24 protein-coding genes are annotated in these 25,988 nt (G+C 46.3%); 14 read left to right on the forward strand and 10 right to left on the reverse strand.

The features are described 5' to 3' along the window. Nucleotides 1–43 precede the first annotated feature (43 nt). Complete coding sequence (locus tag FS818_RS02610) at nt 44–1,255, reverse strand: asparaginase (protein WP_145329324.1); 1,212 nt, start codon at nt 1,253–1,255, stop codon at nt 44–46. A gap of 420 nt (nt 1,256–1,675) precedes the next feature. On the opposite strand from FS818_RS02610, the gene FS818_RS02615 reads away from it, so the two are divergent. Next, nucleotides 1,676–2,878 (forward strand): cytochrome P450, encoded by a 1,203-nt coding sequence (locus tag FS818_RS02615; protein WP_145329327.1) that lies wholly within the window; start codon nt 1,676–1,678, stop codon nt 2,876–2,878. Between the two features lie 68 nt (nt 2,879–2,946). Here FS818_RS02615 and FS818_RS02620 read toward each other — a convergent pair whose 3' ends face one another. After that, on the reverse strand, nt 2,947–4,167 hold the full coding sequence (locus FS818_RS02620; RefSeq protein WP_145329329.1) for an MFS transporter: 1,221 nt from the start codon (nt 4,165–4,167) through the stop codon (nt 2,947–2,949). A 203-nt stretch (nt 4,168–4,370) separates the two neighbouring features. Between FS818_RS02620 and hemE the strand changes: the two genes are divergently transcribed. The 6 genes from hemE (at nt 4,371) to FS818_RS02650 (ending at nt 10,826) form a co-directional block, all read left to right on the forward strand. After that, nucleotides 4,371–5,435: a uroporphyrinogen decarboxylase gene (hemE, locus tag FS818_RS02625; protein WP_145329331.1), complete on the forward strand. Its 1,065-nt coding sequence runs from the start codon at nt 4,371–4,373 to the stop codon at nt 5,433–5,435. Beyond that, the gene (gene hemH, locus FS818_RS02630) at nt 5,428–6,378 is read left to right on the forward strand and encodes a ferrochelatase (protein WP_145329334.1); all 951 of its coding nucleotides are present in this window, start codon (nt 5,428–5,430) and stop codon (nt 6,376–6,378) included. The genes hemE and hemH overlap by 8 nt, the downstream gene beginning before the upstream one ends. Next, nucleotides 6,378–7,805: a protoporphyrinogen oxidase gene (hemY, locus tag FS818_RS02635; RefSeq protein WP_145329337.1), complete on the forward strand. Its 1,428-nt coding sequence runs from the start codon at nt 6,378–6,380 to the stop codon at nt 7,803–7,805. Before hemH ends, hemY begins: the two co-directional genes overlap by 1 nt. Nucleotides 7,806–7,943: 138 nt before the next feature. Further along, on the forward strand, nt 7,944–9,338 hold the full coding sequence (locus FS818_RS02640) for a CapA family protein (RefSeq protein ID WP_145329340.1): 1,395 nt from the start codon (nt 7,944–7,946) through the stop codon (nt 9,336–9,338). 27 nt (nt 9,339–9,365) lie between these two features. Then, entirely contained in the window at nt 9,366–10,118 is a 753-nt protein-coding gene (locus tag FS818_RS02645) for a glycerophosphodiester phosphodiesterase (protein WP_145329344.1), read from the forward strand. Nucleotides 10,119–10,193: 75 nt separating this feature from the next. Further along, nucleotides 10,194–10,826, forward strand: coding sequence for a fumarylacetoacetate hydrolase family protein (locus tag FS818_RS02650; RefSeq protein WP_145329347.1), 633 nt, complete (start codon nt 10,194–10,196; stop codon nt 10,824–10,826). Nucleotides 10,827–10,973: 147 nt separating this feature from the next. Here the strand turns inward: FS818_RS02650 and FS818_RS02655 are convergent, their stop codons facing one another. Beyond that, complete coding sequence (locus FS818_RS02655) at nt 10,974–11,378, reverse strand: hypothetical protein (RefSeq protein ID WP_145329351.1); 405 nt, start codon at nt 11,376–11,378, stop codon at nt 10,974–10,976. 250 nt (nt 11,379–11,628) lie between these two features. On the opposite strand from FS818_RS02655, the gene FS818_RS02660 reads away from it, so the two are divergent. From FS818_RS02660 to FS818_RS02675, 4 genes are all read left to right on the forward strand, one after another. Beyond that, entirely contained in the window at nt 11,629–12,438 is an 810-nt protein-coding gene (locus FS818_RS02660) for a DUF92 domain-containing protein (RefSeq protein ID WP_145329353.1), read from the forward strand. A gap of 14 nt (nt 12,439–12,452) precedes the next feature. Continuing rightward, nucleotides 12,453–13,031: a TetR/AcrR family transcriptional regulator gene (locus tag FS818_RS02665; protein ID WP_145329356.1), complete on the forward strand. Its 579-nt coding sequence runs from the start codon at nt 12,453–12,455 to the stop codon at nt 13,029–13,031. Between the two features lie 83 nt (nt 13,032–13,114). Continuing rightward, nucleotides 13,115–15,052, forward strand: a complete 1,938-nt coding sequence (locus FS818_RS02670; protein WP_145329359.1) for an ABC-F family ATP-binding cassette domain-containing protein — start codon at nt 13,115–13,117, stop codon at nt 15,050–15,052. A 195-nt stretch (nt 15,053–15,247) separates the two neighbouring features. Continuing rightward, complete coding sequence (locus FS818_RS02675) at nt 15,248–16,192, forward strand: hypothetical protein (protein ID WP_145329362.1); 945 nt, start codon at nt 15,248–15,250, stop codon at nt 16,190–16,192. Between the two features lie 188 nt (nt 16,193–16,380). Here FS818_RS02675 and FS818_RS02680 read toward each other — a convergent pair whose 3' ends face one another. The 5 genes from FS818_RS02680 to FS818_RS02700 all read right to left on the reverse strand — a co-directional run bounded on the left by FS818_RS02680 (nt 16,381) and on the right by FS818_RS02700 (nt 20,520). Continuing rightward, nucleotides 16,381–17,421 (reverse strand): M42 family metallopeptidase, encoded by a 1,041-nt coding sequence (locus FS818_RS02680; RefSeq protein ID WP_145329365.1) that lies wholly within the window; start codon nt 17,419–17,421, stop codon nt 16,381–16,383. A gap of 107 nt (nt 17,422–17,528) precedes the next feature. Then, nucleotides 17,529–17,915 carry a LapA family protein gene (locus FS818_RS02685; protein ID WP_145329368.1) on the reverse strand — a complete coding sequence of 129 codons (387 nt, stop codon included), beginning with the start codon at nt 17,913–17,915 and terminating at the stop codon, nt 17,529–17,531. A 133-nt stretch (nt 17,916–18,048) separates the two neighbouring features. Further along, the gene (pepF, locus tag FS818_RS02690) at nt 18,049–19,839 is read right to left on the reverse strand and encodes an oligoendopeptidase F (RefSeq protein WP_145329371.1); all 1,791 of its coding nucleotides are present in this window, start codon (nt 19,837–19,839) and stop codon (nt 18,049–18,051) included. Between the two features lie 258 nt (nt 19,840–20,097). After that, complete coding sequence (locus tag FS818_RS02695) at nt 20,098–20,283, reverse strand: hypothetical protein (RefSeq protein WP_090924720.1); 186 nt, start codon at nt 20,281–20,283, stop codon at nt 20,098–20,100. 3 nt (nt 20,284–20,286) lie between these two features. Then, nucleotides 20,287–20,520, reverse strand: coding sequence for a hypothetical protein (locus FS818_RS02700; protein ID WP_090924721.1), 234 nt, complete (start codon nt 20,518–20,520; stop codon nt 20,287–20,289). A 163-nt stretch (nt 20,521–20,683) separates the two neighbouring features. Here FS818_RS02700 and FS818_RS02705 point away from each other — a divergent pair, with 163 nt between their 5' ends. Further along, nucleotides 20,684–20,881, forward strand: a complete 198-nt coding sequence (locus FS818_RS02705) for a cold shock domain-containing protein (protein WP_056700251.1) — start codon at nt 20,684–20,686, stop codon at nt 20,879–20,881. 110 nt (nt 20,882–20,991) lie between these two features. Here FS818_RS02705 and FS818_RS02710 read toward each other — a convergent pair whose 3' ends face one another. Continuing rightward, entirely contained in the window at nt 20,992–22,164 is a 1,173-nt protein-coding gene (locus FS818_RS02710) for an MFS transporter (RefSeq protein ID WP_145329374.1), read from the reverse strand. 108 nt (nt 22,165–22,272) lie between these two features. Continuing rightward, the gene (locus FS818_RS02715; protein ID WP_145329377.1) at nt 22,273–23,613 is read right to left on the reverse strand and encodes a polysaccharide biosynthesis protein; all 1,341 of its coding nucleotides are present in this window, start codon (nt 23,611–23,613) and stop codon (nt 22,273–22,275) included. A 180-nt stretch (nt 23,614–23,793) separates the two neighbouring features. Between FS818_RS02715 and FS818_RS02720 the strand changes: the two genes are divergently transcribed. Then, complete coding sequence (locus FS818_RS02720) at nt 23,794–24,873, forward strand: tetraprenyl-beta-curcumene synthase family protein (RefSeq protein WP_186375396.1); 1,080 nt, start codon at nt 23,794–23,796, stop codon at nt 24,871–24,873. A 53-nt stretch (nt 24,874–24,926) separates the two neighbouring features. Next, the gene (gene pfkA, locus FS818_RS02725; protein ID WP_090924724.1) at nt 24,927–25,898 is read left to right on the forward strand and encodes a 6-phosphofructokinase; all 972 of its coding nucleotides are present in this window, start codon (nt 24,927–24,929) and stop codon (nt 25,896–25,898) included. Nucleotides 25,899–25,988 lie beyond the last annotated feature (90 nt).

The raw sequence follows: 25,988 nt of genomic DNA on the forward strand, positions 1-25,988 counted from the left end.
TTTGGTCTTTTTTTCTATAATATGACAATTATTTTCCGTTGATTTATACCTCTGGGGTGCCGTATGTTTCAAACCATTTTTTAATGGTATCAAAATCATCACTGAAAGACAGTCCAAGCATCAAGAGAATCCGGGCTTGCTGTGGACTGAGATTATCCCCTGCAATGATGCCTTTTCCTCCGCCGTATACACTGCCTGAGCCGGTTCGGGTTGTCGTGACGAAAATAACGCCTTCTTCAATGGCCTTCGTACGGGCTTGACCCATTGCTCTGGAGATTCCGCCTGCACCTGTACCTGAGGTGACAATGCCTTTCACTCCGCTTTTTACAAAGCCTTCTATCGCTCCGCCGCCGGCTTCTTGATAAGAGATGGCGATCTCAACTTTGGCAAGATCGGCTTTGGTAATTTTGCTAAGGTCGAATGCAGGTTTTGCCGTGCCTTCGGGTTTCATCGCGCGAGCAGGAGCCCGGTAAATCCGGATATTCTCTTCATCAATATAACCCACAGCACCGAGCATAGGTGTTTCGAAAGTGTCTGTCCGGTAGTCGTTAGTTTTGGTTACCCCGCGTGCAAGCTGAATGGTATCATTCAGCATTAAGACGGTGCCGAAAGATTTCGTGCGCCCGCTGCCAGCCAGCTTAATGGCATTGTAGAGATTCGCTTGGGCATCAGAGCCAATTACCGTCCAAGGTCGCATCGAGCCTGTGATGATCACAGGTTTATCGCTCTGAACTGTCATGTCAAGGAAGTATGCAATTTCCTCCATGGTATCTGTTCCAGTGGTTACCACGACGCTGTCATATTGAGCCAGTGCTTTATCCACCGTTTGAGACAAGTCGTACAGATCAGCCATTGTATAGGAACCTGAACCGGAGTTACCGAACTGCAGTGTGCTCACATCTGCAATTTTCTGTTTATCCGGCAAATCTTTGACCATATCAGCAATAAGAAGTGTGCCGGCCTTATAGTTCTGGAAGCTGGTTGCGTCTTCCGATTGTCCCGCAATCGTTCCGCCTGTACCGATCACGAGTACATTAGGAAGTGGGGATTGTTTGGAAGCATCAGGCACTGAGGGGATAGTGGTATTGCGTGTGGGCGTGGCTGGTGTGCTCTGAACCGTGCCGACGGTGCCTTTTACCTCTACCGTAGCTGCCTGAGCGGCATAGGTTCCGATCGGGGACAGGGATAGAGTTAGTGCGGTAAATGCGGCGGTACTCCATACGGCCCAAGGGCGAAGGTTAGAAGATTTTTTCATGATGACACACTCCTTCAAGTGATTTTTGTGTGAGGTATTTTCTTTTTTTTATGTAAGTAGATTGAGATAATATTATTTAATGTTATGTAATATAACAAATCTAGTTTTATGCAGGAATAACGCTTACAATCAACGTTTTTAATAGATAAATAGATATTTAATAGGGAAAATGGCTGAATTTGAATTTTATATATTCTTGTTTAAAAGGAAGGTAGAGAGAAAAAACGGAGAATATACGTCATTTTAATGTTATTTTAATTTACATATTTAACTTTCGACACTAGAAGGGTAGTTGGTAGCATACGTTGGGACGAGAGGCTTATTTATGCTGAAATAGTTGGAATCGCTATCCAGTTGTGGTTATAATGGATATGAGTCTTATATGTAAATAAATATATATTATTGATTGGAGGAAACACGATGAAACAAGCACCCCGAAAATATGCCAATTACATTCCTATTCGGGAATTGCACAACAAGGAGCGACAATTATCTCCCTTCCAGGTGTATGCAGAACTTCGTGAGAACACTCCAGTCCGATATGATGAGCATCGTGAATGCTGGGACGTGTTTCGGTACGAAGATGTGCAGTATGTGTTAAAAAATCCGAAGCTGTTCTCTTCTGAGCGTAACCGTGGCGGTACCAGCATGTTAACGACAGATCCACCGAAGCACAAACAGCTTCGTGACTTGGTTAATCAGGCGTTTACGCCCAAGGCGATAGAAGCTCTTGCGCCACGTATTCAGGAAATTACGGATGAGTTGCTGGCTCCACACTTGTCGGGTGAAAGGATGAACCTGATTGATGATCTTGCAACGCCACTTCCTGTCATTGTTATCGCTGAACTGATTGGTGTTCCGGCTACAGATCGGCGTGAATTCAAGGAGTGGTCTGATGTGCTAGTGAAGGGTGCACGTGATGATAGTGAAGAAGCTTTTCTAGAGTTGGAGAAGGAAAAGCTGAAGAATATCCAGGAGTTATATGCCTATTTCACAGACATTATGGAACAGCGTCGTCTACAGCCTCAGGACGATCTTATCTCTTTGCTACTAGATGCGGAGATTGAGGGTGAGAAGTTAACGGAGGAAGAAGTGGTCAATTTTTGCATTCTCCTGCTGGCTGCAGGGAACGAGACAACGACCAATTTGATTGCCAATGCAGTGCGCATTCTCTCTGAACAACCCGAACTGCAAGAGGAGTTGCGTGGGCATCCGGACAAGGTGGCCAGCGCTGTAGAAGAGACACTACGTTATTATCCGCCGATTGTAGCCATTGGACGTGTTGCGAGGGAAGATATAGAACTAGGAGGCAAGGCGATCAAGGCAGGTCAACAGGTTATATCCTGGGTAGGGGCTGCCAATCGTGACAGTGCACAGTTTGAGCGTGCAGATGAGTTTGTGTCCGATCGTAAGCCGAACCGACATATGGGATTTGGGTTCGGAATTCATTTTTGCTTGGGCGCGCCGCTAGCACGTTTGGAAGCGAGAGTTGTTCTTCACACGCTGCTCCAGCGTATGGAGCAGATACGGCTAGTTCCTGAAACGGCTCTGGAGCCGATTCAAAGCGCTTTTGTATTTGGTGTGAAGGAATATCCGATTCAATTCAACGAACGACGAGTGTAATAGAAAAGCCGCTCCCAGGCCAGTCATGGCACTGAAGCGGCTTTTGTTGTTTGTTCCCGTTAGAAAATTTAAGTTGTCTTCGATTCTTTAATGCGGACAGGTGTTTTGTACAATTTGAATCGAACCCAGACCATATTGAGTAATAATAGGCCGCCGGATACGATAAACAGCCCCTCAATACCGATGAAACCGGCGAGGAATCCGCCAATGACTGCGCCCAGCATATTACCGAGAGCAAGTGTGCTTGTGTTAAAGCTGAATGCCCGGCTGATCATGTTATCAGGTGAATACCCCCGAATTAGCGCATTTACGCTTGGAAGCAAGCCGCCCATAAATATCCCCATCACAAAGCGAACAAGAATGAGTTGCCATACCGTTTGCACAAAAGCTTGCGGAATAAGCATGAGTCCGGTTCCGATCAGTGAAAAAGTGAGGACTCGGTGTGATCCGATCCGGTCACTGAGTTTTCCGAGTACCGGAGACATCGCCATATTGGATATCCCTGTAACTGCACCGACCATACCTGCCCAGAAGGCCACGTCGACTGCGGTTCCATGCAGTTTTTGTACATATATAGGCAAGAGCGACATCGGACTGATCATCGCAAATTGCAACAGGAACGTCACAGCGAAGAGTGCAGGTAGCTGAGGCAATTTGCTGAGCTCCTTCAATCCGGACAATACCGATTGATCTGGCAATTTTGCAGCTTTTTCACGGTCGAACGTCTCTCTTACGAGGAACATTGCAAGCATAGAAGCTACAAAGATGAGCCCGCCTGTAATGTAGAAAATTGGACGAAACCCTACCGCATCCGCAAGCAATCCGCCGATAAGCGGACCCAAAATCGTACCTGCCACCTGACCGGACTGGCTGATCCCCATCGCAAATCCCATACGATCCTTTGGCGTTGTGCCTGAGATCAGAGCAACAGCCGCGGGGTTGAAGCCAGAGATGGTTCCGTTCAGCAAGCGCAATAAGAGAAGTTGCCAAGGGTTTTGCACGAGACCCATCAATGCGATAACAACAGCCATGCCGAAACCGGAGCGAAGCAACATAATTTTGCGTCCGTATTTATCCGACAACTTGCCCCAGAGCGGCTGAAATAAAAAGGAGGTGAGGAAATTGGCTGCAAAAATAAATCCGGCCCAAATTCCAATTTCGTGCTCACCTACAACGCCCAGATCTCTGGCAAGAAACAGCGAAAGAAACGGTGTAATCATGGTCATGCCTGCATTGACCAGAAACTGTCCAAACCAAAGCACAATGAGATTAACTTTCCACGTTTTCAAAGTGCTTTCACTTCCTTTCAAAAAAATTTCTGCAACTCTCAAAAAAAGCGATTCTTTTATTATATCACAAATGGCATATCCATGAGGGGTGTAACGAATGTCATAGTATTGTCACTTGGAACACATCCCCATATGGTTGTTACTGCTGTTTAAAAAGGGCATAATGGTAGTTATGAGTCCAAAAACTATTGGAGGCTTCTTACATGAGCTATAATGATCGACTGATTCGGGCAAGTTTCAAACAGCAGGTTGACCGTGTGCCGGTATGGTATATGCGGCAGGCTGGACGTTACGATCCTGAATATCGCAAAATCAAAGAAAAGTACTCCTTGCTTGAAATATGTCAGCAACCTGAGCTGGCGGCTGAAGTTACACTCATGCCTGTACGTAAACTGGGTGTGGATGCGGCTATTTTGTATTCCGATATTATGAATCCGGTTGCTTCGCTTGGCATTGATTTTGACATTGTGAAAAATATAGGTCCGGTGATTGATAACCCCATTCGTTCGGCTGCCGATGTAGATCGTCTGCGTCCCATCGACGTGGAAGGGGACTTGTCTCACATTCTGGAAACCATTCGTATCCTGGACAAGGAACTTGACGTTCCGCTAATTACATTTGCCGGGGCACCGTTTACGATTGCAAGTTATCTGATCGAAGGTCAACCTTCCAAAGGATATATTCGAACGAAAACGATGATGTACAGCGAGCCGGAAGTATGGCACAAACTGATGCAGAAGCTTGGCGATATGGTCATTACATATATTCGTGCTCATATCGCAAATGGCGGTAAGGCATTCCAGTTGTTTGACAGCTGGGTAGGGGCGCTCTCTCCCAAAGATTTCAAAACGTACGTGCTGCCTACGATTACTCGTATCTTTACCGAATTATCCGATTTGAATGTACCGAAAATTTATTTCCCTGGTGTGGCCTCGGGTGAGTTGTTGCCAACCCTGCAGGACTTGCAGGCGAATGTCATCGGACTGGACTGGAGAGTTTCCGTATCGGAAGGACGCAGGCGTTTAGGTGGGAAATTTGCGGTGCAGGGTAATCTGGATCCCTACATCCTGACTGCGCCAATGGAGTTAATTAAAGAACAGGCAAAAGTAATCATAGATGAAGGTATCAAGGACCCGGGTTATATTTTCAATCTGGGACACGGCTTGTTCCCCGAAGCTTCTCTTGATAAATTAAAAGAACTCACAGCATATATTCATGAATATTCAACAGAAGCTTTGAAGACGGGAGTGACGGTAAGTAATGACTAATACTGTAGGCGTACTGGTGATGTCGTATGGCACACCTGAAAATATGGAAAGTGTTGAGGCGTATTACACGCATATCCGCAGAGGGCGTCCGCCTGAGCCGGAACAACTGAAAGAGCTGACAGATCGCTATGAAGCAATTGTTGGCGGTGTTTTCCCGTTGCGTGAAAATACGGATAACCAGGTGAAAAACCTTCAGGAGACGTTGCAAAAGGATGAACGTCGCGGCGAGATTGAGTTCCGCTGTTATCAAGGACTAAAACATGCGTATCCTTTTATTGAGGATGGTGTGGAACAGATGGCGAAGGATGGCATTCAGACCGCTATCGGCATTGTGCTTGCGCCTCATTTCTCCACGATGAGTGTGGGGAGTTACATCAAACGTGCACGAGAAAAAGCCGAAGAGCTTGGTATCCAGATGTCCTTCATCGAAAGTTATCATTTGCATCCGAAGCTCATTCAGGCTCTTTCCACGCGAGTAAGTGCGAAGCTTGATGCATTTGAGGAAGCGGGTGCGAAGCGTGGAGATGTGAAAGTGTTATTCAGTGCTCACAGTCTGCCCGCCCGCATTGTGGACATGGGAGATCCTTATCCGAATCAATTGCTGGAAACTTCCGAGGCCATCGCTTCCCGAGTGGGGATTGCGAACTGGCAGTTCACTTGGCAAAGTGCCGGACGAACTGCCGAGCCTTGGCTCGGCCCAGACATTCTGGACACACTCCAAGAGCTTTCGCGCGAACAAGTGGAAGATGTACTTGTGGCTCCTATTGGATTTGTTTCAGACCATCTGGAAGTGTTGTATGATCTCGACATCGAAGCCAAAGCGATTGCTAAAGAAATGGACATGCGATTGATGCGCATCGATTCGCTTAATAGTGACCCGTTGTACATGGAGACATTGAGCGACTCTATTATTAGCCAATGGCAGCAAGGGTCTGATAACTAATGGAAGACAAGAAAAGACGTATTGTTATTGTCGGCGGGGGCCTGACGGGCCTCAGCGCGGCATTTTATATCCGCAAGCATTACAGGGAAGCTGGTTTTGAACCGGCGATAACCTTGCTTGAGAAGAGTTCGTCTATGGGCGGCATGATCGAAACGTTGCATCGGGACGGATTTGTCATCGAGAAGGGTCCTGACTCTTTCCTGGCTCGCAAAACAGCGATGATTGATCTGGCAAAGGAACTGGAGATGGATCATGAACTTGTCAGCCAAAACCCGGAGTCGAAGAAAACATACATTATGCAGCGCGGTAAGCTTCATCCCATGCCAGCGGGTCTGGTGTTAGGCATCCCGACAGAACTGAAGCCTTTTTTGAAAAGCGGGCTGGTCTCTCCGGCAGGCAAGCTGCGAGCGCTGATGGATTTTATTATTCCACCCAAACGTACAACAGAGGATGAATCTCTCGGTTATATGATTGAGCGCAGGCTTGGCCCGGAAGTGCTGGAAAACCTGACTGAGCCGCTTCTGGCAGGCATTTATGCAGGAGATATGCGAAAGCTCAGCTTACAAGCGACCTTCCCGCAGTTCGGAGAGGTGGAGAGGGATTATGGCAGCTTAATCCGAGGCATGATGACAGGACGCAAACCGACCGAGACACATACAGGCACCAAACGGAGTGCGTTTCTGAACTTCCGTCAGGGGTTGCAAAGTCTTGTGCATGCGCTTGTACATGAGCTTCATGATGTGGATCAGCGTTTGAATACGGGAGCCCAATCCTTGGAGCGTGTGGATGGACAGGACGCCGGATATCGGGTTGAACTCAATAACGGACAATTTTTGGAAGCAGATGACGTTGTAATCACCGTGCCGACCTATGTGGCTTCTGGGCTTTTAAAACCGCATGTGGATACATCGGCGCTGGATGCAATCAATTATGTATCTGTTGCTAATGTCGTTCTTGCCTTTGAGAAAAAAGAAGTGGAACATGTCTTCGACGGTTCAGGGTTCCTGGTGCCACGAAAAGAAGGACGTAATATTACGGCCTGCACATGGACATCTACCAAATGGCTGCATACCAGCCCGGACGACAAAGTTTTGCTTCGTTGTTATGTTGGCCGCTCTGGAGATGAACAGAATGTGGAGCTTCCCGATGAGGCACTTACGGAGCTGGTCATGAAAGATCTGAGAGAAACGATGGGTATTCAAGCAACACCCATTTTCTCCGAGATTACCAGATTGCGTAAATCGATGCCGCAGTATCCTGTCGGCCATCTTCAGCACCTCGCTAACCTTCGGAAAGAGCTTGGAGATAAACTTCCGGGTGTTTACATTGCAGGGGCTGGTTATGAGGGTGTCGGGTTACCAGATTGCATCAGACAAGCGAAAGAAATGTCCATACAGGCCTCGGCACAGCTGACTTCGACGAACTAAAAGTATGAATTATAGATCTGCCGTCTCCAATGTAGCAACATCTACAGAAGGGACGGCCTTTTTTATAGGATGTACATCCAGAATATGCTTGATATAATGGTATTTATATGGATCTATTGTTAAGAAGAGGAGTTGCTTATGTATCCCCCAAGATCACAGCGAAGCTCAGAAAAGAAAAAAGTAAGACGAACCCGTAATACAAAAATCAGGATTGTGAATGTAATATTGATTGTAGCCATTGGTCTTATCGGCTTATATTACCTTTTGAACACACGTGAACAGCAACCGTCCCAGCCTGCCAATTCAGAGGTCGTGCAACAACGGCCGCCCTCGGGAGCTGACGATAAGGGCGGGGATGCATTGAAGCAGTCCGAGCCAGATGATGATCCAGCTGAGACACCGGGTAAAGATGTTGCTCCGGTAGATGGGAAGCCAGATGGTACTGTAGATAACTCGGAATCGGGTACCAATGAAATTTCCGGGGCAGGCGGTGAAAAGCCTTCAACGGGAACAAAGTCTGCCACCACTACTGGAAAAGGAACCTCGGGTAAGACAGATGGCAATAAGGGAACGCCAACATCTGATTCATCCAAGGATGTAACCATTCATTTTGTCGGCGATATTCAATTTTCCGGAAAAGTCGCAGAATTGCTGGAGAAGAACGGATATGATTATCCTTTTGCCAAGCTTGGCTCTATGTTTCAGAATGACGATCTAACGATCGGTAATTTGGAGACTCCGGTGACCCATGGTGGTACGGGGGCTGCGGATAAAACCTATGTTTACAAATCCTCACCTAAAGCGTTGCAAGCGATGTCTGCGGCAGGGTTTGATGCCGTTAATCTGGCAAACAATCACATTCTGGATCAAGGTGTGGAAGGGCTGGTCGATACGTTAACGTATCTGAATGATTACGGCATCGCACATGCTGGCGCGGGTATGAATGGTACTGAGGCTTATGAACCTGCCTATTTTGAGCGCAAAGGCATGAAAATTGCCTTGCTTGGGTTCAGTCGGGTTGTTCCTGTGGCTAGCTGGAAGGCAGACGGGAATCGGGCAGGCGTAGCGGAAGCGTATGACTCCACAAGAGCGATCGCAGCGATTCAGTCGGCCCGGAAGAAGGCTGATCTGGTTATCGTCGTCGCGCATTGGGGGGAAGAGCGTGTAAGTACCCCGAATGCCGATCAAACGAGGCTTGCGCACGAGTTTGTGGATGCGGGAGCCGATCTGATTATTGGCGGTCATCCTCATGTTTTGCAGGGGCTTGAGTACTATAAAGGCAAATGGGTTGCATATAGTACGGGGAATTTTATTTTTACAAAATCGACGAATGAAGAAACGTGGAAAACAGCTGTCTTTCAGGCACGTTGCAGTCGCGAAGCGGTGTGTAGTATGAAAGTGATTCCGTATGAGGCTGCTCTTGGGCAGGCTGTGCCAATGCTTGATGAGGCGAACCGACTTCTGCTGGAGCAGATGGCTAAGATGTCATCAGGCATTCGAGTGAACGCAGATGGAACTGTAGTACCCAACTAAGTAGCGTTTTGCTGAGGAGAGATGATGATGAACAATCTGTGTGTAGCGCATCGTGGATTTTCTTCCATTGCACCAGAGAACACGATGGCCGCATTTAATATGGCGATGGAAAGACCGGAAGTCCAGTGGATGGAACTGGATGTGCAATTATCCCGGGACGGCGTGCCTGTGGTAATCCATGATTTCACATTGGAACGTACGACGAATGGTAAGGGTCGAGTGAAGGATACCGATTGGTCTGTCTTGAAACAACTGGATGCAGGATCATGGAAAGGCAAGAACTACACGGGGGAGCGTATACCTTCCCTGAGCGAACTCTTGGATCGTTCCTGTGGCAAAGTTCGATTAAACATCGAATTGAAAACACAAGGAGACATGTATCCGGGTTTGCCTGCAGCGGTGATTCACGAAATTAGAAAAAGACATATGCAGCATGATGTTGTCATCACGTCGTTTGAGCCGGCAGCACTGGTTGAAGTGAAAAAGCTTGCGCCTGAATTAGAAACGGGTCTCATCATTGATGCCAAACCCGGGGATCTGCTTGTAGCATTGAAACAAATGCATTGCACGTTCCTCTCCATCGGATACACCAATGTAGACAAAGCATTAATGAACGAGATGAATGTTGCCGGCATTCGAGTGATGGCGTGGACAGTGGATGACAAGGCAAGTATGAAAAAGCTGGCTGCCATCGATCCAGATGTGATGATATGTACCAATCGTCCTGATGTTTGGGAAGATGCGTTTCAGGAGACGAGTAGCCGCTTTTTCAGACCTTAATTGTAAGGCTGTAATCGAACTAACAAACAAAGCAATGAACGAAGTAATGAATCCAGTAAAGGTGGTTGCAACTCTATGTTGACGAATATTCGCAATGTGTATTGTGTAGGACGAAATTATAAGCTTCATGCGGAGGAGCTTGGTAATGCGGTTCCGGATGAACCGATGATTTTTATGAAGCCTTCTCACGCGGTTGTGCCATTGAATGGAGGAAGTTTAGAATTGCCAGCTTCTAAAGGCGAAGTTCATTATGAGGCTGAATTGGTCATTCGCATTGGTGAGGATTACAAGCCGGGAGCGCATGTCGATGAACTGGTCGATGCCTATGCGTTCGGTATTGATTTTACGCTCCGTGATGTACAGACCGTGATTAAGAAAAAGGGACACCCGTGGACGGCCGCCAAAGGGTTTAAAAACTCCGCACCCATCACAAGCTTTCAAACATTTCCTGGAGCAGTAGCACTTCTCGAAAAAGATTTCACTTTGACGAAGAATGGTGTTCAAGTTCAGCGCGGCAATATCGTCAACATGATTTTCAGTTTACAAGATATTGTAGATTATGTAGGTCATCATTATGGCCTGGGGCCGGGAGATATTATTTTTACAGGTACACCTGAGGGAGTGGGAGCTGCGCAACCGGGAGATATGCTAGAGCTTGCGTGGGCCGGTGATTCATTGGGAGCATGTACGATCAAGGCAGCGGAGTAATTGAATCAACGCTGTAAGCCATAAGGTTTATGCCACCGAGCGCAAACAGAATCAAATAGATTCGTGTTAACAGGAGGAGCGTGATTATGCGCTCCTTTTTTGCGTTGCGCTGCCTTGAAGTTTTTATAGATTGAAGTGTAACGGGAACTAGATATATGTTTTGTTTGCACTCTCTGTGAGCAACTCTGCAATTTCCAGGGACTGAAGAGCGTGCTGCTCAGAACTGATACTTCCGCTAGCAAGGCGCTCATCCAGCTGTGACTGAAGCTGTTTGATCTGAATGGCAAGGGCCTTGGCAAAATCTCCACCGCTACTCTCGGCAATTGTTCGTAGTGAATGACCCTGATAGAGTTTCTCCGCCAGTTCCTCTTCTGAAGCCTGGTTCAGTGCACTAAGCAAATCATCATCTTCATTCTCATTGCTGTTCTCCAGATCGACAATCGACCATTTGGGTTCGGGAATGGGGGAGATGGTAGATTTGCTCCATGCAGAACCAGCGAAAGACATTGTAACAATCATTGTGCCTAGAATAAAAACTCTTTTCATATTCATCGTTATTATGCTCCTTGTTTTGTTTTGTTTTGTATTGTTGTGTATAAACCGAATTGTAGTTGTTCAATTGATCTTGTTGTTTGAGCTAAACTTATTGTAACTCGGAAACCTGAAGTAAAACTTAAAAATGAATAAGGTTTTGTCTGTGGCATGTTCAGTTTCTGCTTTGGCGTAAAACCGTGGTATAATTAACTTTCAAAAATATATAAACGTCATGTGCACGGTATTAATGTCACATGCAGGAGAACCTATGGATTGGATTATTGGTGCTGTGTGCGCTTCTCTGGTAGCGGGGGCCGCTTATGCAAAGAAATCGCTAACCCTGTCTGGATGCCTTGCTGCAATTCTGATGGGTACGATATATTACGGGGCAGGAAATCTGTTCTGGTTTGGCACACTGCTGTTATTTTTTATCACGTCAACACTGCTTTCCAGGTTTCGCAAAGATCGCAAGCAGGAGATGGAGAAGTCTTATGCCAAGACAGGAAACCGGGATGCCGGGCAAGTGATGGCCAATGGCGGTATAGGTATGCTCTTATGTCTGGCAAACTGGATCATGCCGCATCCAGCGTGGTTGTATGCTTTTATCGGAGTTATGGCAACGGTCACCTCGGATACATGGGCAACCGAAATCGGAAGTCTCAGTCGTAAGCCCCCTCGATCTATACTCACATGGAAGGTGTTAACCCCCGGAGCCTCGGGAGGCGTTTCTATGTTAGGGAGTTCAGCTGCTGCGCTCGGCGGTATTGTCATTGGTACCGGGGCTTTTGCCTTTGCGTCGATTAGCGGATTGGAACAAACAGGCTGGTTTGGCTGGACTCTGGTTGGACTGATTGGTGGACTAGCAGGAGCGTTCGCTGATTCCTATCTCGGTGCAACCGTGCAAAAGATGTATCGATGCACAGTATGTGGCCGAGAGGTTGAAGTTCATGAACATTGTGGTCAGCCAACAATACAGGCTCGGGGCTGGAACTGGATGAGTAATGATCTGGTCAATGTGCTCAGTTCTGTGATTGGTGCATGTATAGCTATAGGATTAGGTAGTATTTTGGCGTTGTAGGGAGGGGATGCAGGTTGAATACGGTACAGGGAGACAAATCGGAGGCGATTTTGGATGCGGCCTACGGCATATTCGGATCGAAAGGATTCTATGAGACTAAAATGTCCGATATTGCTGATGAGGCTGGCATTGCCAAAGGCACGATTTATTTATATTTTAAAAGCAAGGAACAACTGTTTGTCGCTGTATCCAAGCGGGATTGTAACAGTTTTATCAGTCGTCTGGAGTATGCATTGCAAGCGCACGAGAACACGGGGGACAAGCTTGGCGCGATCGCCAAGACACATCTGACGTATTATTATGAACGGCGCAATCATACGAAGTTATTTTTTATGGCACCCAATAATGATCCGGATTTGATGAAGTTTATGAAAGCTTTTATGAACGAGTATATGAGCATGGTATGCAGGGTTTTGGAAAGTGCAGGTGTACCTGAGCCTGTGCTGCTGGCTGAAGCGTATATCGGCATTCTGGATCGGCTGAAGATGGATATTATGCTGAATCCAGCTTTTAATGAACAAGATCTGAACAAACGAATTGCTTTTGCCGCGGCGTTGTTTTTGGACGGATGCCGTTCCTTTCTGCGAGTATAAGCTGGTATGCAAGATCATGTAGTAGAGGATAGCTGATAGAGGATAGAGCATTTCAAATTATAGAGAAGTGTGGGTAACGTGCAATGAATATAATGACGGTAGAACAGATTGCAAAAAGTTATGGCGAGAAAATCCTGTTTAAGGATGCTTCGTTTGGTATGGCAGATCAGGATAAAATCGGTGTTGTTGGTGTAAACGGTACCGGTAAATCGACGTTTTTACGAGTTATTGCAGGTATGGAGCCTGCAGATGAGGGACAGATTTCCATCGGCAATGATGTACGCGTGCAGTTTCTGGCGCAAAATCCGGATTTTAATTCGAACAACACCGTATTGCAACAAGTGTTTGAAGGTGATAGCGCCGAGATGAGAACCGTGCGTGAGTACACGGAAACGATGGAATTACTCGAATTAAACCCATCGGATCCGGCTTTGAATGAACGTCTGATGCGCCTGAACCAACAAATGGAGCAACTTCAGCTTTGGCAGATGGAGAGTGAAGCGAAGAGCATTTTATCCAAGCTGGGTATACAGCAATTCGATGCACTTATGGGGACATTGTCAGGTGGACAACGAAAAAGGGTTGCGCTTGCTTCCGCGTTAATCCATCCTTGCGAATTGCTCATTCTCGATGAGCCTACGAACCATATCGATAATGATTCCGTCGTGTGGCTGGAGCAATATTTGCAGAAACGCCGGGGCGCATTACTTATGATTACGCATGATCGCTACTTCCTGGATCGTGTGGCCAATGTCATGCTGGAGCTTGATCACGGGCGTTTGTTCCGATATGAGGCGAATTATACGCGGTTTCTGGAGCTGAAGGCTGAACGGGAAGAACGGGAGTCGGCTTCAGAACAAAAGCGCAAGAATCTGTTGCGAACCGAACTTGCGTGGATTCGTCGCGGAGCTAAAGCACGGACGACAAAACAAAAAGCGAGAATTGATCGCTTCGAACAACTGAAAGATCAGCAGGGTGTCCAACGCTCGGGCTCTCTGGAAGTGTCTGTTGGTTCTACGCGTCTGGGGAAAAAGATACTGGAGATTGAGCATCTCTCCAAATCTGTCGATAGCCGCAAGCTGATCGACGATCTCAGCTATATTGCTGTGCCTGGCGATCGCGTAGGGATTGTAGGCCCGAACGGTAGTGGTAAGTCTACTTTATTACAGATGATTTCAGGCCGTTTGTTGCCAGACGCTGGAGAGGTTGTCCTGGGGCCAACAGTGAACTTGGGTTATTTCACACAAGAGCATCAGGAGATGGATGAAACGCTGCGAGTGATCGAATACATCAAGGAAGTGGCTGAAAATATAAAAACAGCAGATGGTTCATTGATCACTGCTTCCCAGATGCTAGAGCGCTTTTTATTCAACCCCACCTCCCAATGGACGCCGATTGCTAGGTTGTCTGGCGGAGAGAAACGTCGTTTGTATCTGCTTCGCATTTTGATGGCCGCTCCGAATGTACTGCTACTGGATGAGCCGACTAATGACTTGGATATTCAGACACTTGCCGTGCTTGAAGATTATCTTGATGATTTTCCGGGCGTTGTGTTCGTTGTATCCCATGATCGTTACTTCCTTGATCGTACAGTGGACAAAGTGCTGGCGTTTGAGGGGAACGGCGCTGTGCGTGTGCACGTGGGTGATTATAGTGAATATGCGGAATGGATGCTGAAAAATGCCGCTGGGAATCAAGATAGCGGTGCGAGTGCGTCCAAGAAACAGGTCACTGAGAAAAGCGTTGAAGCTTCGACTCCGGTTACAACGCAGGTAAAACCTAAATTGAAATTCAGCTTCAAGGAACAGCGCGAATACGATCAAATCGACGAAAATATCGAAAAGGCTGAAGCGAACCTTGCCCGGATTAACAAGGAGATGGAGGAAGCCTTTAGTGATTCAGCCCGTCTGCAAGAGTTAATGGCGGAACAGGCTGAGGCAGAGCGTCATTTGGACGAATTGATGGAGCGCTGGACTGTACTAAACGAGCTAGCAGAGCAGATTGAGCAAAACAAATCTTGATTTGGTTGACGTCAAACAAACAAACCATACTATACCATACCAATGCCTTTCTTCATCAGGCGGCTTAGTGCCGCCTTGGAGGAGGCATTTTTGCTTTAAAAACATAGATGAATCCAGACATTGAACATAAAAGATGAAACGTTACCCTTGTTTATTACGTTTTATTAGTAATGAATTCCATAGAAGGGGGAGAGCTTGAAATTGATCAATAATGATATCAATGAACAACTCGCCATACTTAAGGAAAAAGGAAGAATCTACGAAAAATGGACAAAACGACTTCATAAGCTCCAAGAGGAGGAGAGACAGTGGGAAGCGAAAGTGGAACATTGCACCATAGCTCTTCAGAAGGAACAGAAGGACGTGGATCGGCTGAACGGCATGAGCTTGGCCTCATTTTTCTATGATCTGATCGGCAAGAAGACGGAACGTTTGGAGAAAGAAGAGCTTGAACTGCTGGAGAGCAAATCAGCTTATGATACGGCTTGCCGAATGTTACAGGATGTACAAGAGCAACGGATTCAAGTTGAACAAGAGCTTCAAAGACAATCGCAGTATAAGTTCTGGGAGAGTGACTACCTAATTTTATGGGGGAAAAAAGAACAAAATCTACTTAAGCAGGATGAAGAACTGCAACAATTGGCCGAAGATCAGGAACATCTGGCGAGTGAGCTTCAGGAGCTTAACGAAGCTCTCAGAGAAGGAGATTACTTGGTATATGCGCTTGAGCGTGCAGAGAAAGCTTTAGAATCAGCAGGAAATTGGGGGATCTATGACATGATGGGGGGAGGTGCAATCTCCACGCATATCAAGCGCAGCCGTATGGATGATGCTCAGGTGGCTATTATGGATGCGGGTAAGCGCCTGCGTCGTTTTCAGAAGGAATTAGAAGACGTAGAGATGGCGGTAAACGCAGATTTGAATTTGGGCGGTCTGCTGTCCTTTGCGGACTATTTCTTTGATAACTTCTTTGTGGATTGGATGATTCAGGATAAAATTCGTAGCGCCGAGAAACAGGTGAAGCATGGACTTAGCATGGTACGACAGACAATACAGGTTTTACAGGGAGAGATCAAGGATCACGAAGCCCGGCTTCAGGCTCAGGAACGCCGGTATAGAGAGTACGTGGAACAGGCCTGATCATGAGATGTACCTATTGTGGCTACATGGTTCAAATAATAAAGGACACAACTTCACACGCTGTTTATGCGGTGAAAGAATGTGTCCTTTTTAATATTGAGCATGGCTTAATTTAACGAACTGAATGAAATGCATCAAAGCAATAAACAAAGTGATTGTGATTTAAGAAGTAAGCTACCCTAAATTCCTTACTTCGTAGTAATGTATGCTGCAAGTAGCTTGGCTGTATTGATTACCGCGCTTTTATGCGTGCGCTCCATAGAATGAGAAGCGTGAACGCCTGGGCCAATCAGGGCAGCGCGAATATTATTTCCTCCGCGCAAGGCAGCACTGCCATCAGAGCCGTATTGCGGATAAATGTCTACCACGTAGTCCATGCCATCCTGTTTGGCTAGCTCAATTAGGCGACTTGTCATATCGTAGTCATAAGGACCGGAAGAGTCTTTTGCACAGATGGACACATCCGTTTCTTTACAACTAAGATCATCACCCATGGCACCCATATCCACAGCGATCATTTCGCTGATTTCTGCCGGAATATATGCCGCTCCGTGTCCAACTTCTTCATAGTTTGAGATTAGCAGAGAAACATTATGTACAGGCTTCCAGCCTTCACGATGAGCGGATTCAAGAATACCAAACAGGGCAGCGACACTGGCTTTGTCATCGAGATGGCGAGATTTGATGTAACCGCTTGGTGTAATGACAGCCCGGGCATCAAAAGAGATAAAGTCACCTACACTAATACCTAGCTTTAATACATCCTCCTTGGACGATACCACTTCATCAATCCGGACTTCCATATGATTTTCCGAGCGTTCAAACGTACGAGCATCAGGGTATACGTGTACGGATGGATGCAGAGAAAGAATCGTTCCCGTATAGACCTTGCCGTCTCTAGTGTGAATGGAGCAATACTCATTCTCAATGCTATGCATCGTAAAACCGCCAACAGAGGTCAGTTTTAACGTGCCGTAAGAAGTGATGGACCGCACCATGGCACCAAGCGTGTCCACATGCGCACTTAAAGCAATGGTTCTGGAAGGGTCTTCACCGGGCAAGGTGAGCATAGCTCCGCCTTTGTTGTTCAGTTCACAGGAAATGTTCAGGGAACCCGCTTCCTTGCGAATCATCTCGATAATGTGGTGGGTGTATCCGCTAGGACTGGGTGTATCCAGTAATTTTTTCAAAAAAGACAGAACGTAAGATTCATCAATAGTAAAACTCATCATTATTTTCCTCCTTTGTCTTGCAGGTACAGGTCAAACAGAATACAGCCTGTCTGGGGGAATGTATGTCCATTCCGATCTACCAGCAGGCTGTTTCTGATTGATCTCTACAACGTACCTGTATTGTTGCCTTTTTGCTGAGTCTGGATTGAATCGTTGTGCAACTGGTGGTCGTGTTCAGGTTCAGTTGAGCGGGTGGAATCCATGTTATCGTACGAAATGGGTGTAGTAGCGCTGGCTACAGAAGCTTCCAACTCAGCTACGCGCAGGTGCAGGCGTTTATTCTCCCGTTGCAGTCGATATTGACGGTAAATCCCGTAAGAACCTACAATGATACCGCCAATTAAAGTACAGCCTAAAATCAGCAAAATCAATGGAACCCGAACCGTATTAAACAGCAGATTAACCTGAACAGAATCTACATTGATGACTGCGAAAATTCCTGTAAGCAGTGCAAAAACAAGACCTGCGATAAGTGCCCATTGCATTTTCATGATGTTGCCTCCTTGTTGTGAACCAAATGCGAACTAGAATGCATTACCCTTTTTCAAGCGTACTGCATCTCGCTTGATTATAAAATCCCTTGCCCGCCCGGGGCAAGGGATTAGATTACAGGGGATTGCAACCTTATTTGGTTAACTGTTCCATCTGCTCGATTAATTCTTTGAATACACTCATCGCTTCGCGAATCGGCTGTGGTGTTGACATATCCACACCTGCTTTTTTCAAAATATTGATGGAGTAATCACTTCCACCGCTCTTCAGGAATCCGAGATAACGATCGACTGCAGGTTGACCTTCTTCCAGAATTTGCTTCGAGAAGCTGGTCGCTGCCGAAAAGCCTGTAGCGTATTTATACACATAGAAGCTGTTATAGAAGTGGGGAATACGTGCCCATTCCATCTCGATATCTTTGTCAACGACCATATTTTTGCCATGGTATTGTACATTGAGATCATAATAAATTTCTGACAGTAACTGTGGTGTAAGAGCTTCGCCTTGTTCAGCACGTTCATGAATAATTTTTTCAAACTCGGCGAACATGGTCTGGCGGAATACCGTAGTCCGGAACTGATCTGCATAATACGTAAGTAAATACAGTTTTTCCTTTGGATCTGTTGATTTATTCAACATGTAGTCCATGAGTAGTGCCTCGTTTGTCGTTGATGCTACTTCTGCAAGGAAAATTGTATACTGTGCATCACGATACGAAAGGGTTGTATCCGAATAATGGGAATGCAACGCATGACCCATTTCATGTGCCAATGTGAACATGCTGTTCAGATTGTCCTTATGGTTGAGCAGTACATACGGGTGAGTGCCATAAGCACCCCATGCATAAGCACCTGAGCGTTTGTTCTCATTTTCGTACACATCAATCCAACGATTATCATATCCAGCCTGAAGAGCCTCTGCATATTCTTTGCCAAGCGGCGCCAGACCTTCCTTGACTGTTTTTTTAGCTTCTTCATAGGTGATGTCCATCTTGTACTCATCCACAAGTGGAGCGAATAGATCATACATATGCAGTTGATCCACGCCCAGCAGTTTTTTACGGAGATCCATATAACGGTGTAAGAGTGGAAGACTTTCATGAATCGTGTCTACCAGGTTGTTATACACCTCCGTTGGGATGTTGTCACCATACAGGTTCATTTCCATGACTGAAGGATACTTCCGCACGTTGGCATAAAACATATTTTTGGTTACGTTGGCATTCAGCGCTGCGGCAATCGTATTTTTCTGTTTGGCATAGGTTTCATATACTGCTTTGAAAGCACGTTCCCGAACTTCACGGTTAGGATTCTCCAGAAACTGAATGTAGCTACCATGTGTCAGTTCGACTTCTTTTCCGTTCTCATCTTGAATTCGTGGAAACTTAAGATCTGCATTGTTCAGCATGCTAAAGATGGTCTGCGGTGCTTGAGACAGATTGCCGACCTGTGCAAGTAGTGCTTCTTCCGCCTGGCTTAACACGTGGGCCTTTTCCCGTTTCATCTCTTCCAAGGTAAAGGTATATGCGGAGAGCTTCTCATTCTTAATAAGGGCGTCAAGCTCTGAATCCGGCAAAGAAAGAATCTCGGGTGTGAAAAAGGAAAGAGCTTCGCCTACCCGTACTCCGAGTTTCTGGGCTTTTTGGGACAGGCTTTGATATGTAGGATTAGCTGTGTCTTCATCTTGATGCATGCGAGCATATACGAAAAGCCGTTCAAGCTTGAGTCCGATTTCGTCTTCGAATTCGAAGCTGGCTTTAAGCACGTCAGGCTGATTCAATTTACCTTGAAATTCGGAGGCTTTTTTTATCATAGAAGATACTTCTTCATACTCCTGATCCCAAGCCTTCTGATCGGCAAATAAATCTTCCAGTTTCCATGTATGCTCGGCTGGCACCTCGGAACGTTTCAATAATTTACTCATGGGAATCCTCCTTTGATTATGTGCTGAAATTATGGGCATATCCGCCTTCGTCTCCTGTGCTTGTGCAGCAGGAGACGAAGGAATCAGACTAAGAGCCAGAAGAACAGATAACGACTTCTGATATTTCAACGGCTTTCCTCCTTACCATACGAATAACTCAGAAAAATGAATTCCCAATAACTTCGTATAGTATGACCTAGGCACAGCTGAAATATTTGAGCGCCTTAAACTGCGTGTAAACACATTTAGTATAGTGTATCAGGCTCCCATGTTAACGAGGTAATATACGATGAGGAAAAAGGCAAAACAAACGAGTAACGTAGCGATTAGTGCCATTCCTCTTCTTAGACGATCCGGGACGGAATTACGTCCTAGAATCAACGCAAACCCCAGTGCGAAGGCAAGGATAATGAAGATAACAACATTGCCTGAATCAAGCTGCATCGATTAAACTCCCTTGAAGGCAGCCATTAGCGCACGCCATTCCTCTTCGCGATTTTCAAAATCCTCTTTCGGAAAACGACGCTCTGCCCAATGCATTAATGCAGGACGGCTGAGGAACGTGTGGCATTCTTCGCCCCACTCTTCGGATATTTCCCGGAGAACGAGATACTTGCCTTGTACTTCCACAGTCATCATATTCCACTTGTCTGTTTTGTATATTTCGTGTTTTTTTATCATAGGTAGTCTCCAAACTAACGGTTTTGGTAAAATGATACCGTACCCTACGATGCAAAGCAAATTTTTTCATCAATTATGGAAAAGATAAATTGCAAAATGGAAGCCCATACAGTATAATAAGGATATTCGCCATAGATGGCGATATTTTTAGGAGGTTGTTCATTTGAAAGGTACAGTTAAATGGTTTAACGCAGAAAAAGGCTATGGCTTTATTTCAGTTGAAGGCGGCGAGGACGTATTCGTACATTTCTCCGCAATCCAAGGCGACGGCTTTAAAACATTGGAAGAAGGTCAAGCGGTAGAATTCGAAATCACTGATGGAAACCGTGGTCCTCAAGCAGCTAACGTTACTAAATTGTAAGATTTTTCCGTCATTCACGGACTTCTTATAAATGATCGATTATAGCTGAACATCACAAACACAAGCACAGTCCCCATTTGGAGACTGTGCTTTTTTTGGTTTTGCACCGCTCATGTGGAACGATGCGTTGTGGTGCGTAACAATTGAAATCCGAAACCAATCAATGCGGCCAAAGCAAAGCCCATCGCAGTAAGATAGAACGTCTGACGTCCTGTAAGCTCTAATAACAAGCCACCCAAGGTGCCGCTTAATAGTCCGGAAGCGCTAGACCACACAATCGTAAATAAAGCCATGCCCGTTGCTCGAAAATTATCGGGAACGAGTCGGGTGATATAACGAACCGCAGTGACATAAAAAATACCGAAAGTCACGCTGTGCATCGTTTGAATGAGAACAACGGCTGCCGGTGTATGCGAGACAGACATGAGTAGTAAACGAATGGTATACATCAAGGCCGCTAAGGTGAGGAGTGGAAGCTCCTTATATTTGTTTCCGTATTTGCTCAGCAACAAAAATATCGGGATCTCACTTACTGAAGAGATGAGCAAGGACCAGCCGATCAATCCTTCACTTGCACCCAAATCTTTGAGTGTGATCGTCAGAAAGGCTTCGTTCATCCGATGACCCATAGCCAGTAGAAACACACAGCCGAAAAATGCAAGAACATCCCGGCGTTTCAAGATAGCCCACAGCCCGGATAAATCCATTCGGCTACTGTTACCAGCAGGCTGGTCCCGTAATTGGAAGCTGATCAGTAAGGTCACAGCTGCAAGGCTAATGCAGATCCACATCGTCCATTCGGAGCCAAACGAGCCAAGGACATAACCGATGCTAAGGGCAAAAAAAGCATATCCGATGGAGCCGAACACTCGAATGGACGTGAAATTTCGACCATATTTATTCGCCGTTGTAATTGCCATCGTATCCGACAGTGGGTAGACCGGATAATAGAAAAAGTAAAATAGAGTTACAAGGACAAATACTTCGCCAAAGCTTGATGCGTTGGCAAGCAGGATTCCAGTGATCAGCTGGCCGCCGAGCAGTAGGATCATCACTTTCCGTACGGTCTTGTATTTATCACTCGCCATGCTCCAGAACATATTGGAGAATACAGAAATGAGCGGTCCGATGCCATACAGGTAACCAATCTCGGCGGGGCTGAAGCCAAGGTGGCTGAAGTAAAGCTGGAAGTACGATACAACGAGTGCGGTAGAACCAAAGATAGTGAACATCAGAGCCCGGAGCCAGTTCTGATCTGGCCGGGCCGTATGACTTAATTTCATGATGAGAGACTCCATTCTTAATTCTGATTCAGGTTATTCCTTAATTTCAATGCCTACAATAAACCCGATAATTTTGTTCATGGGTATAATAGGGTTTTCCAATGTGGGTTACCCTTTCAGGGATGAAGAGCCGCGAGATGGCGGTATAGACATCGTTGGTTCTTTTTGCGTGCGCCGGATGACCAGCCAGACAATAACAAGCTCTGCAAGCAAACCAAGGGATTGGGCGGCTGCCCCGATCATACCGTTCCAAGCGGGAAAAATGCTTACCAGCACGAGCAGAACAACAATCGTGCAAATCGCATTGGCGCTCTGCGAACGAAACATCGTTTTGGTCTGTCCGCGAAGCAGAATCAAACCATTGCTGAAATCCAAAAAAGGAGAGATCAGCGGAAAGAGCACAAAAGCGCGAAGTGTCCAGAGACTTTGCTCCAGTAGCTGGCCCTGAACGCTCATGATATTTTCGAATACCCATGGCCCCAGAGGGGTATACGCAATGGATACGGTCATCGCGAACGGAATGAAACCTGTAACAAGCGCGAATTTCTTAACGAGTTTGGCATCGATCAGATAGAAGTTGAGCACGATCTGATGAATATAGGTGAAAAAGCTTAACATGAGCTGCATCAGACTGCTCGCTACAGCAAAAGAAGAGATAGCCAGTGCGATTCCCGTTGTTTTACCGAGCACAATGTTAATGACAGGACCGATAAACAGGGCTACAAAACTGGATAATAACAGTGGTTTGTAAAAGCGATACACATCTCCCTTGCTCTCAACAGGATGATCCTCAAGCTTGGCAGGCATTTTTCTCATAATGTTTCTGCCTTCCAAGTAGCTGATCAGAGCTTCAATCATCATTCCCGCAGCAAAGATGATAGCGCCTACACGACCACTGTTAATGGAGTCTGTATAGATGAAGTAGAGGGATAAACCATACATACCTGATAACCTGAATACCATGCCGATCGTGAGCCATTTGGTTCGGTTGTTCGTGATGATAATGCCTTGATAAATATTCCGGATGACAGAAAAAATACTAACGTACATCAGGATCTCGTAAACGTCGATCACTTTGCTCAGCAGATCCGGGCTGACGCCAAATAAATATTTGAACACACCGGTACCAATGGGTGAATACACGATAAGAAATCCGATCAGCAATACGCATGCCAGAAATATTTTGGTCACGAATGTAAGAGCCTGAAAAGAGAGACGGTCACGAACCAGTGCGGAACAGGTTTGGCGCAGCAAAGTGGAGGGACGCTCCGTGAGGGTCAGCAAACTTCCTGCAATGGCATAACTTGCAATAACCGTCTCTGGATGAGCAGAGCGTGCAAGTGTGCTGTTGATGATTACATGAGATATGGTGACTAGAGAGGCGGATATGCCAAGTGGCACAAAAAAAGAAAATAACCGTCTCCACGAAAGTGGTTCATCTGACGACATGTCAACGACTCCTTTGATGGATAGAAATATGCATAGTATATCATAAAGCTTTGGACGGGGATGCGATTTTTTACGCGGTTTATGCGGCAGATCATTTGTACAATTAAGGGGATCATATTATAATAGGAATGGTTAAAATCGCTCTAATACGTATTCAACCAAAGTGGAGGCACATTTATTTTGAGCCAATCAAATCGAAAACGTCATCAGTACCCGCGAGGACCGCTGGCATTGATGAGAGGGGTGTACAAATACACCATTCCGGAAACGCGTAAGGCATTGAATGCATGGCGTGCTCAGGCAGAGATGATTCCCAATGAGGAATTACGTACACAAGCACTTGCCAGTCTAAGGGATAAGCAATTTCACTGTGAAGGTGGAACGGTTTATGCTTTAGCGGATATGTCCAATAGACATATTCTCATTCCGCTAATCGTTTCGTATCAAACCATAAGTGATTATTTGGACAATCTGTGTGACCGCAGCACCTCGATGGACCCCGCTGACTTTCGTTTGCTCCATCAATCTATGCTTGATGCGGTAGATCCCGAGGCAACACCTGTCAATTATTATGCACTCCGTGAGGATCAGGATGACGGTGGGTACCTTCGGAATCTGGTGACGACATGTCAGGAGCTAACTCGTCAGCTTCCGGGATATGCGTCAGCCAAGCCCCAAATACAGGATCTGGCAGGCCTATACACGGACCTGCAGGTATATAAGCACATCAAACCGGAACTGAGAGAAACGGCTTTGCTCGAATGGTGGTCGGAGCATCGCCACCGCACACCTCAGTTTCGCTGGAACGAATTCGCCGCTGCTACGGGCTCTACTCTGGGTGTATTTATGCTGTTTCTCGCTGCAAGTGACGATCAGCTGACCGAAGAGCAGGCGGTTGCGATCCACACGGCCTATTTCCCGCACGTATGTGCTTTACACATCATGCTCGATTATTTGATCGATCAGGATGAGGATCGTGTTGGTGGGGATCTCAACTTCTGCAATTATTATGAGAATGTAGAGATGATGCTGGATCGAATTGCTTTTATTGTGGAGATGGCTCGCAGTGATGTGCAGAAGATTCCGGGAAGTTCCTTTCACCGGATGATTATTGAAGGACTGATAGCCATTTACCTGTCTGATCCCAAAGTCAGCGAACAGCATGAAGTTCGCGTCGTGTCCAAACGCTTGATGAAGAACAGTCCAATTACACGTGTGTTTTTCTTCATTTTCAGTCGGTGGATACGGAAGCATATGTAAGTCAGGTGTATTGTTGCGGAGCCTGAAGTGAAACTAGAGGAGGAAGAAACATCATGACAGCAGTAAAGAAAATCGCAGTGCTAACGAGCGGTGGCGATTCACAGGGGATGAACGCGGCTGTTCGTGCGGTTGTTCGCAGCGGACTATTTCACGGATTGGAAGTGTTCGGTATTCAACGCGGATACCAAGGGCTTTTGAACAATGACATTTTCCCGATGGATCTGCGCAGTGTTGGGGATATTATCCAGCGCGGGGGGACTGTTCTGCAATCTGCACGTTGTAAAGAGTTTTATACCGCTGAAGGCCAGCAAAAAGGAGCAGATATTTTGCGCGCTCGCGGTATTGATGGTCTCATTGTTATTGGCGGAGACGGTTCATATAATGGCGCAAACAAACTGAGCAAGCTTGGCATTAACACGATGGGTTTGCCAGGTACGATTGACAATGATATCTCATTCACCGATTATACAATCGGATTTGATACATCCGTAAGCGTCGTGGTTGATGCGGTAAACAAATTGCGTGACACGATGTCTTCCCATGAACGTTCATCGATCGTTGAGGTTATGGGCCGTCACTGCGGTGATATCGCGCTTCATGCAGGACTTGCTTCAGGAGCGGAGACGATCCTGGTGCCGGAAGTACCTTTTGACATGGACGAAGTAGCGGAGCGTATGAAAGCTAACTTTGCACATGGCAAACGCCACAGTATCATTATCGTAGCTGAAGGCGTAGGTAAGGGAGAAGACGTTGCTAAAGAATTGATGGAACGTTGCCCAACGTATGAGCCGCGTGTTACCGTTCTCGGACACATTCAACGTGGTGGTACGCCAACACCGTTCGACCGTAACCTTGCAAGTCGTCTGGGCGATTTCGCAGTGCGTAGCTTGATTGCAGGCGAAACGGATAAAGGCTGTGGAATCATTAAAGGTGAGCTGGTTCTCACGGATATCGATAAAGTAGTTAATACGAAAAAAGCATTTGATATGGAAACGTATGAGCTTGCACAACGCTTGTCTCAATAAACCCTTTCAAATCCAAAAAAAGAGCACACTCCGTATGATTCGGAGCTGTGCTCTTTTTTGATTGGATTGCTCTCCTTCATCTACGCGGGG

The organism is Paenibacillus xylanexedens, assembly GCF_007680605.1.
Lineage (GTDB): Bacteria > Bacillota > Bacilli > Paenibacillales > Paenibacillaceae > Paenibacillus > Paenibacillus xylanexedens_B.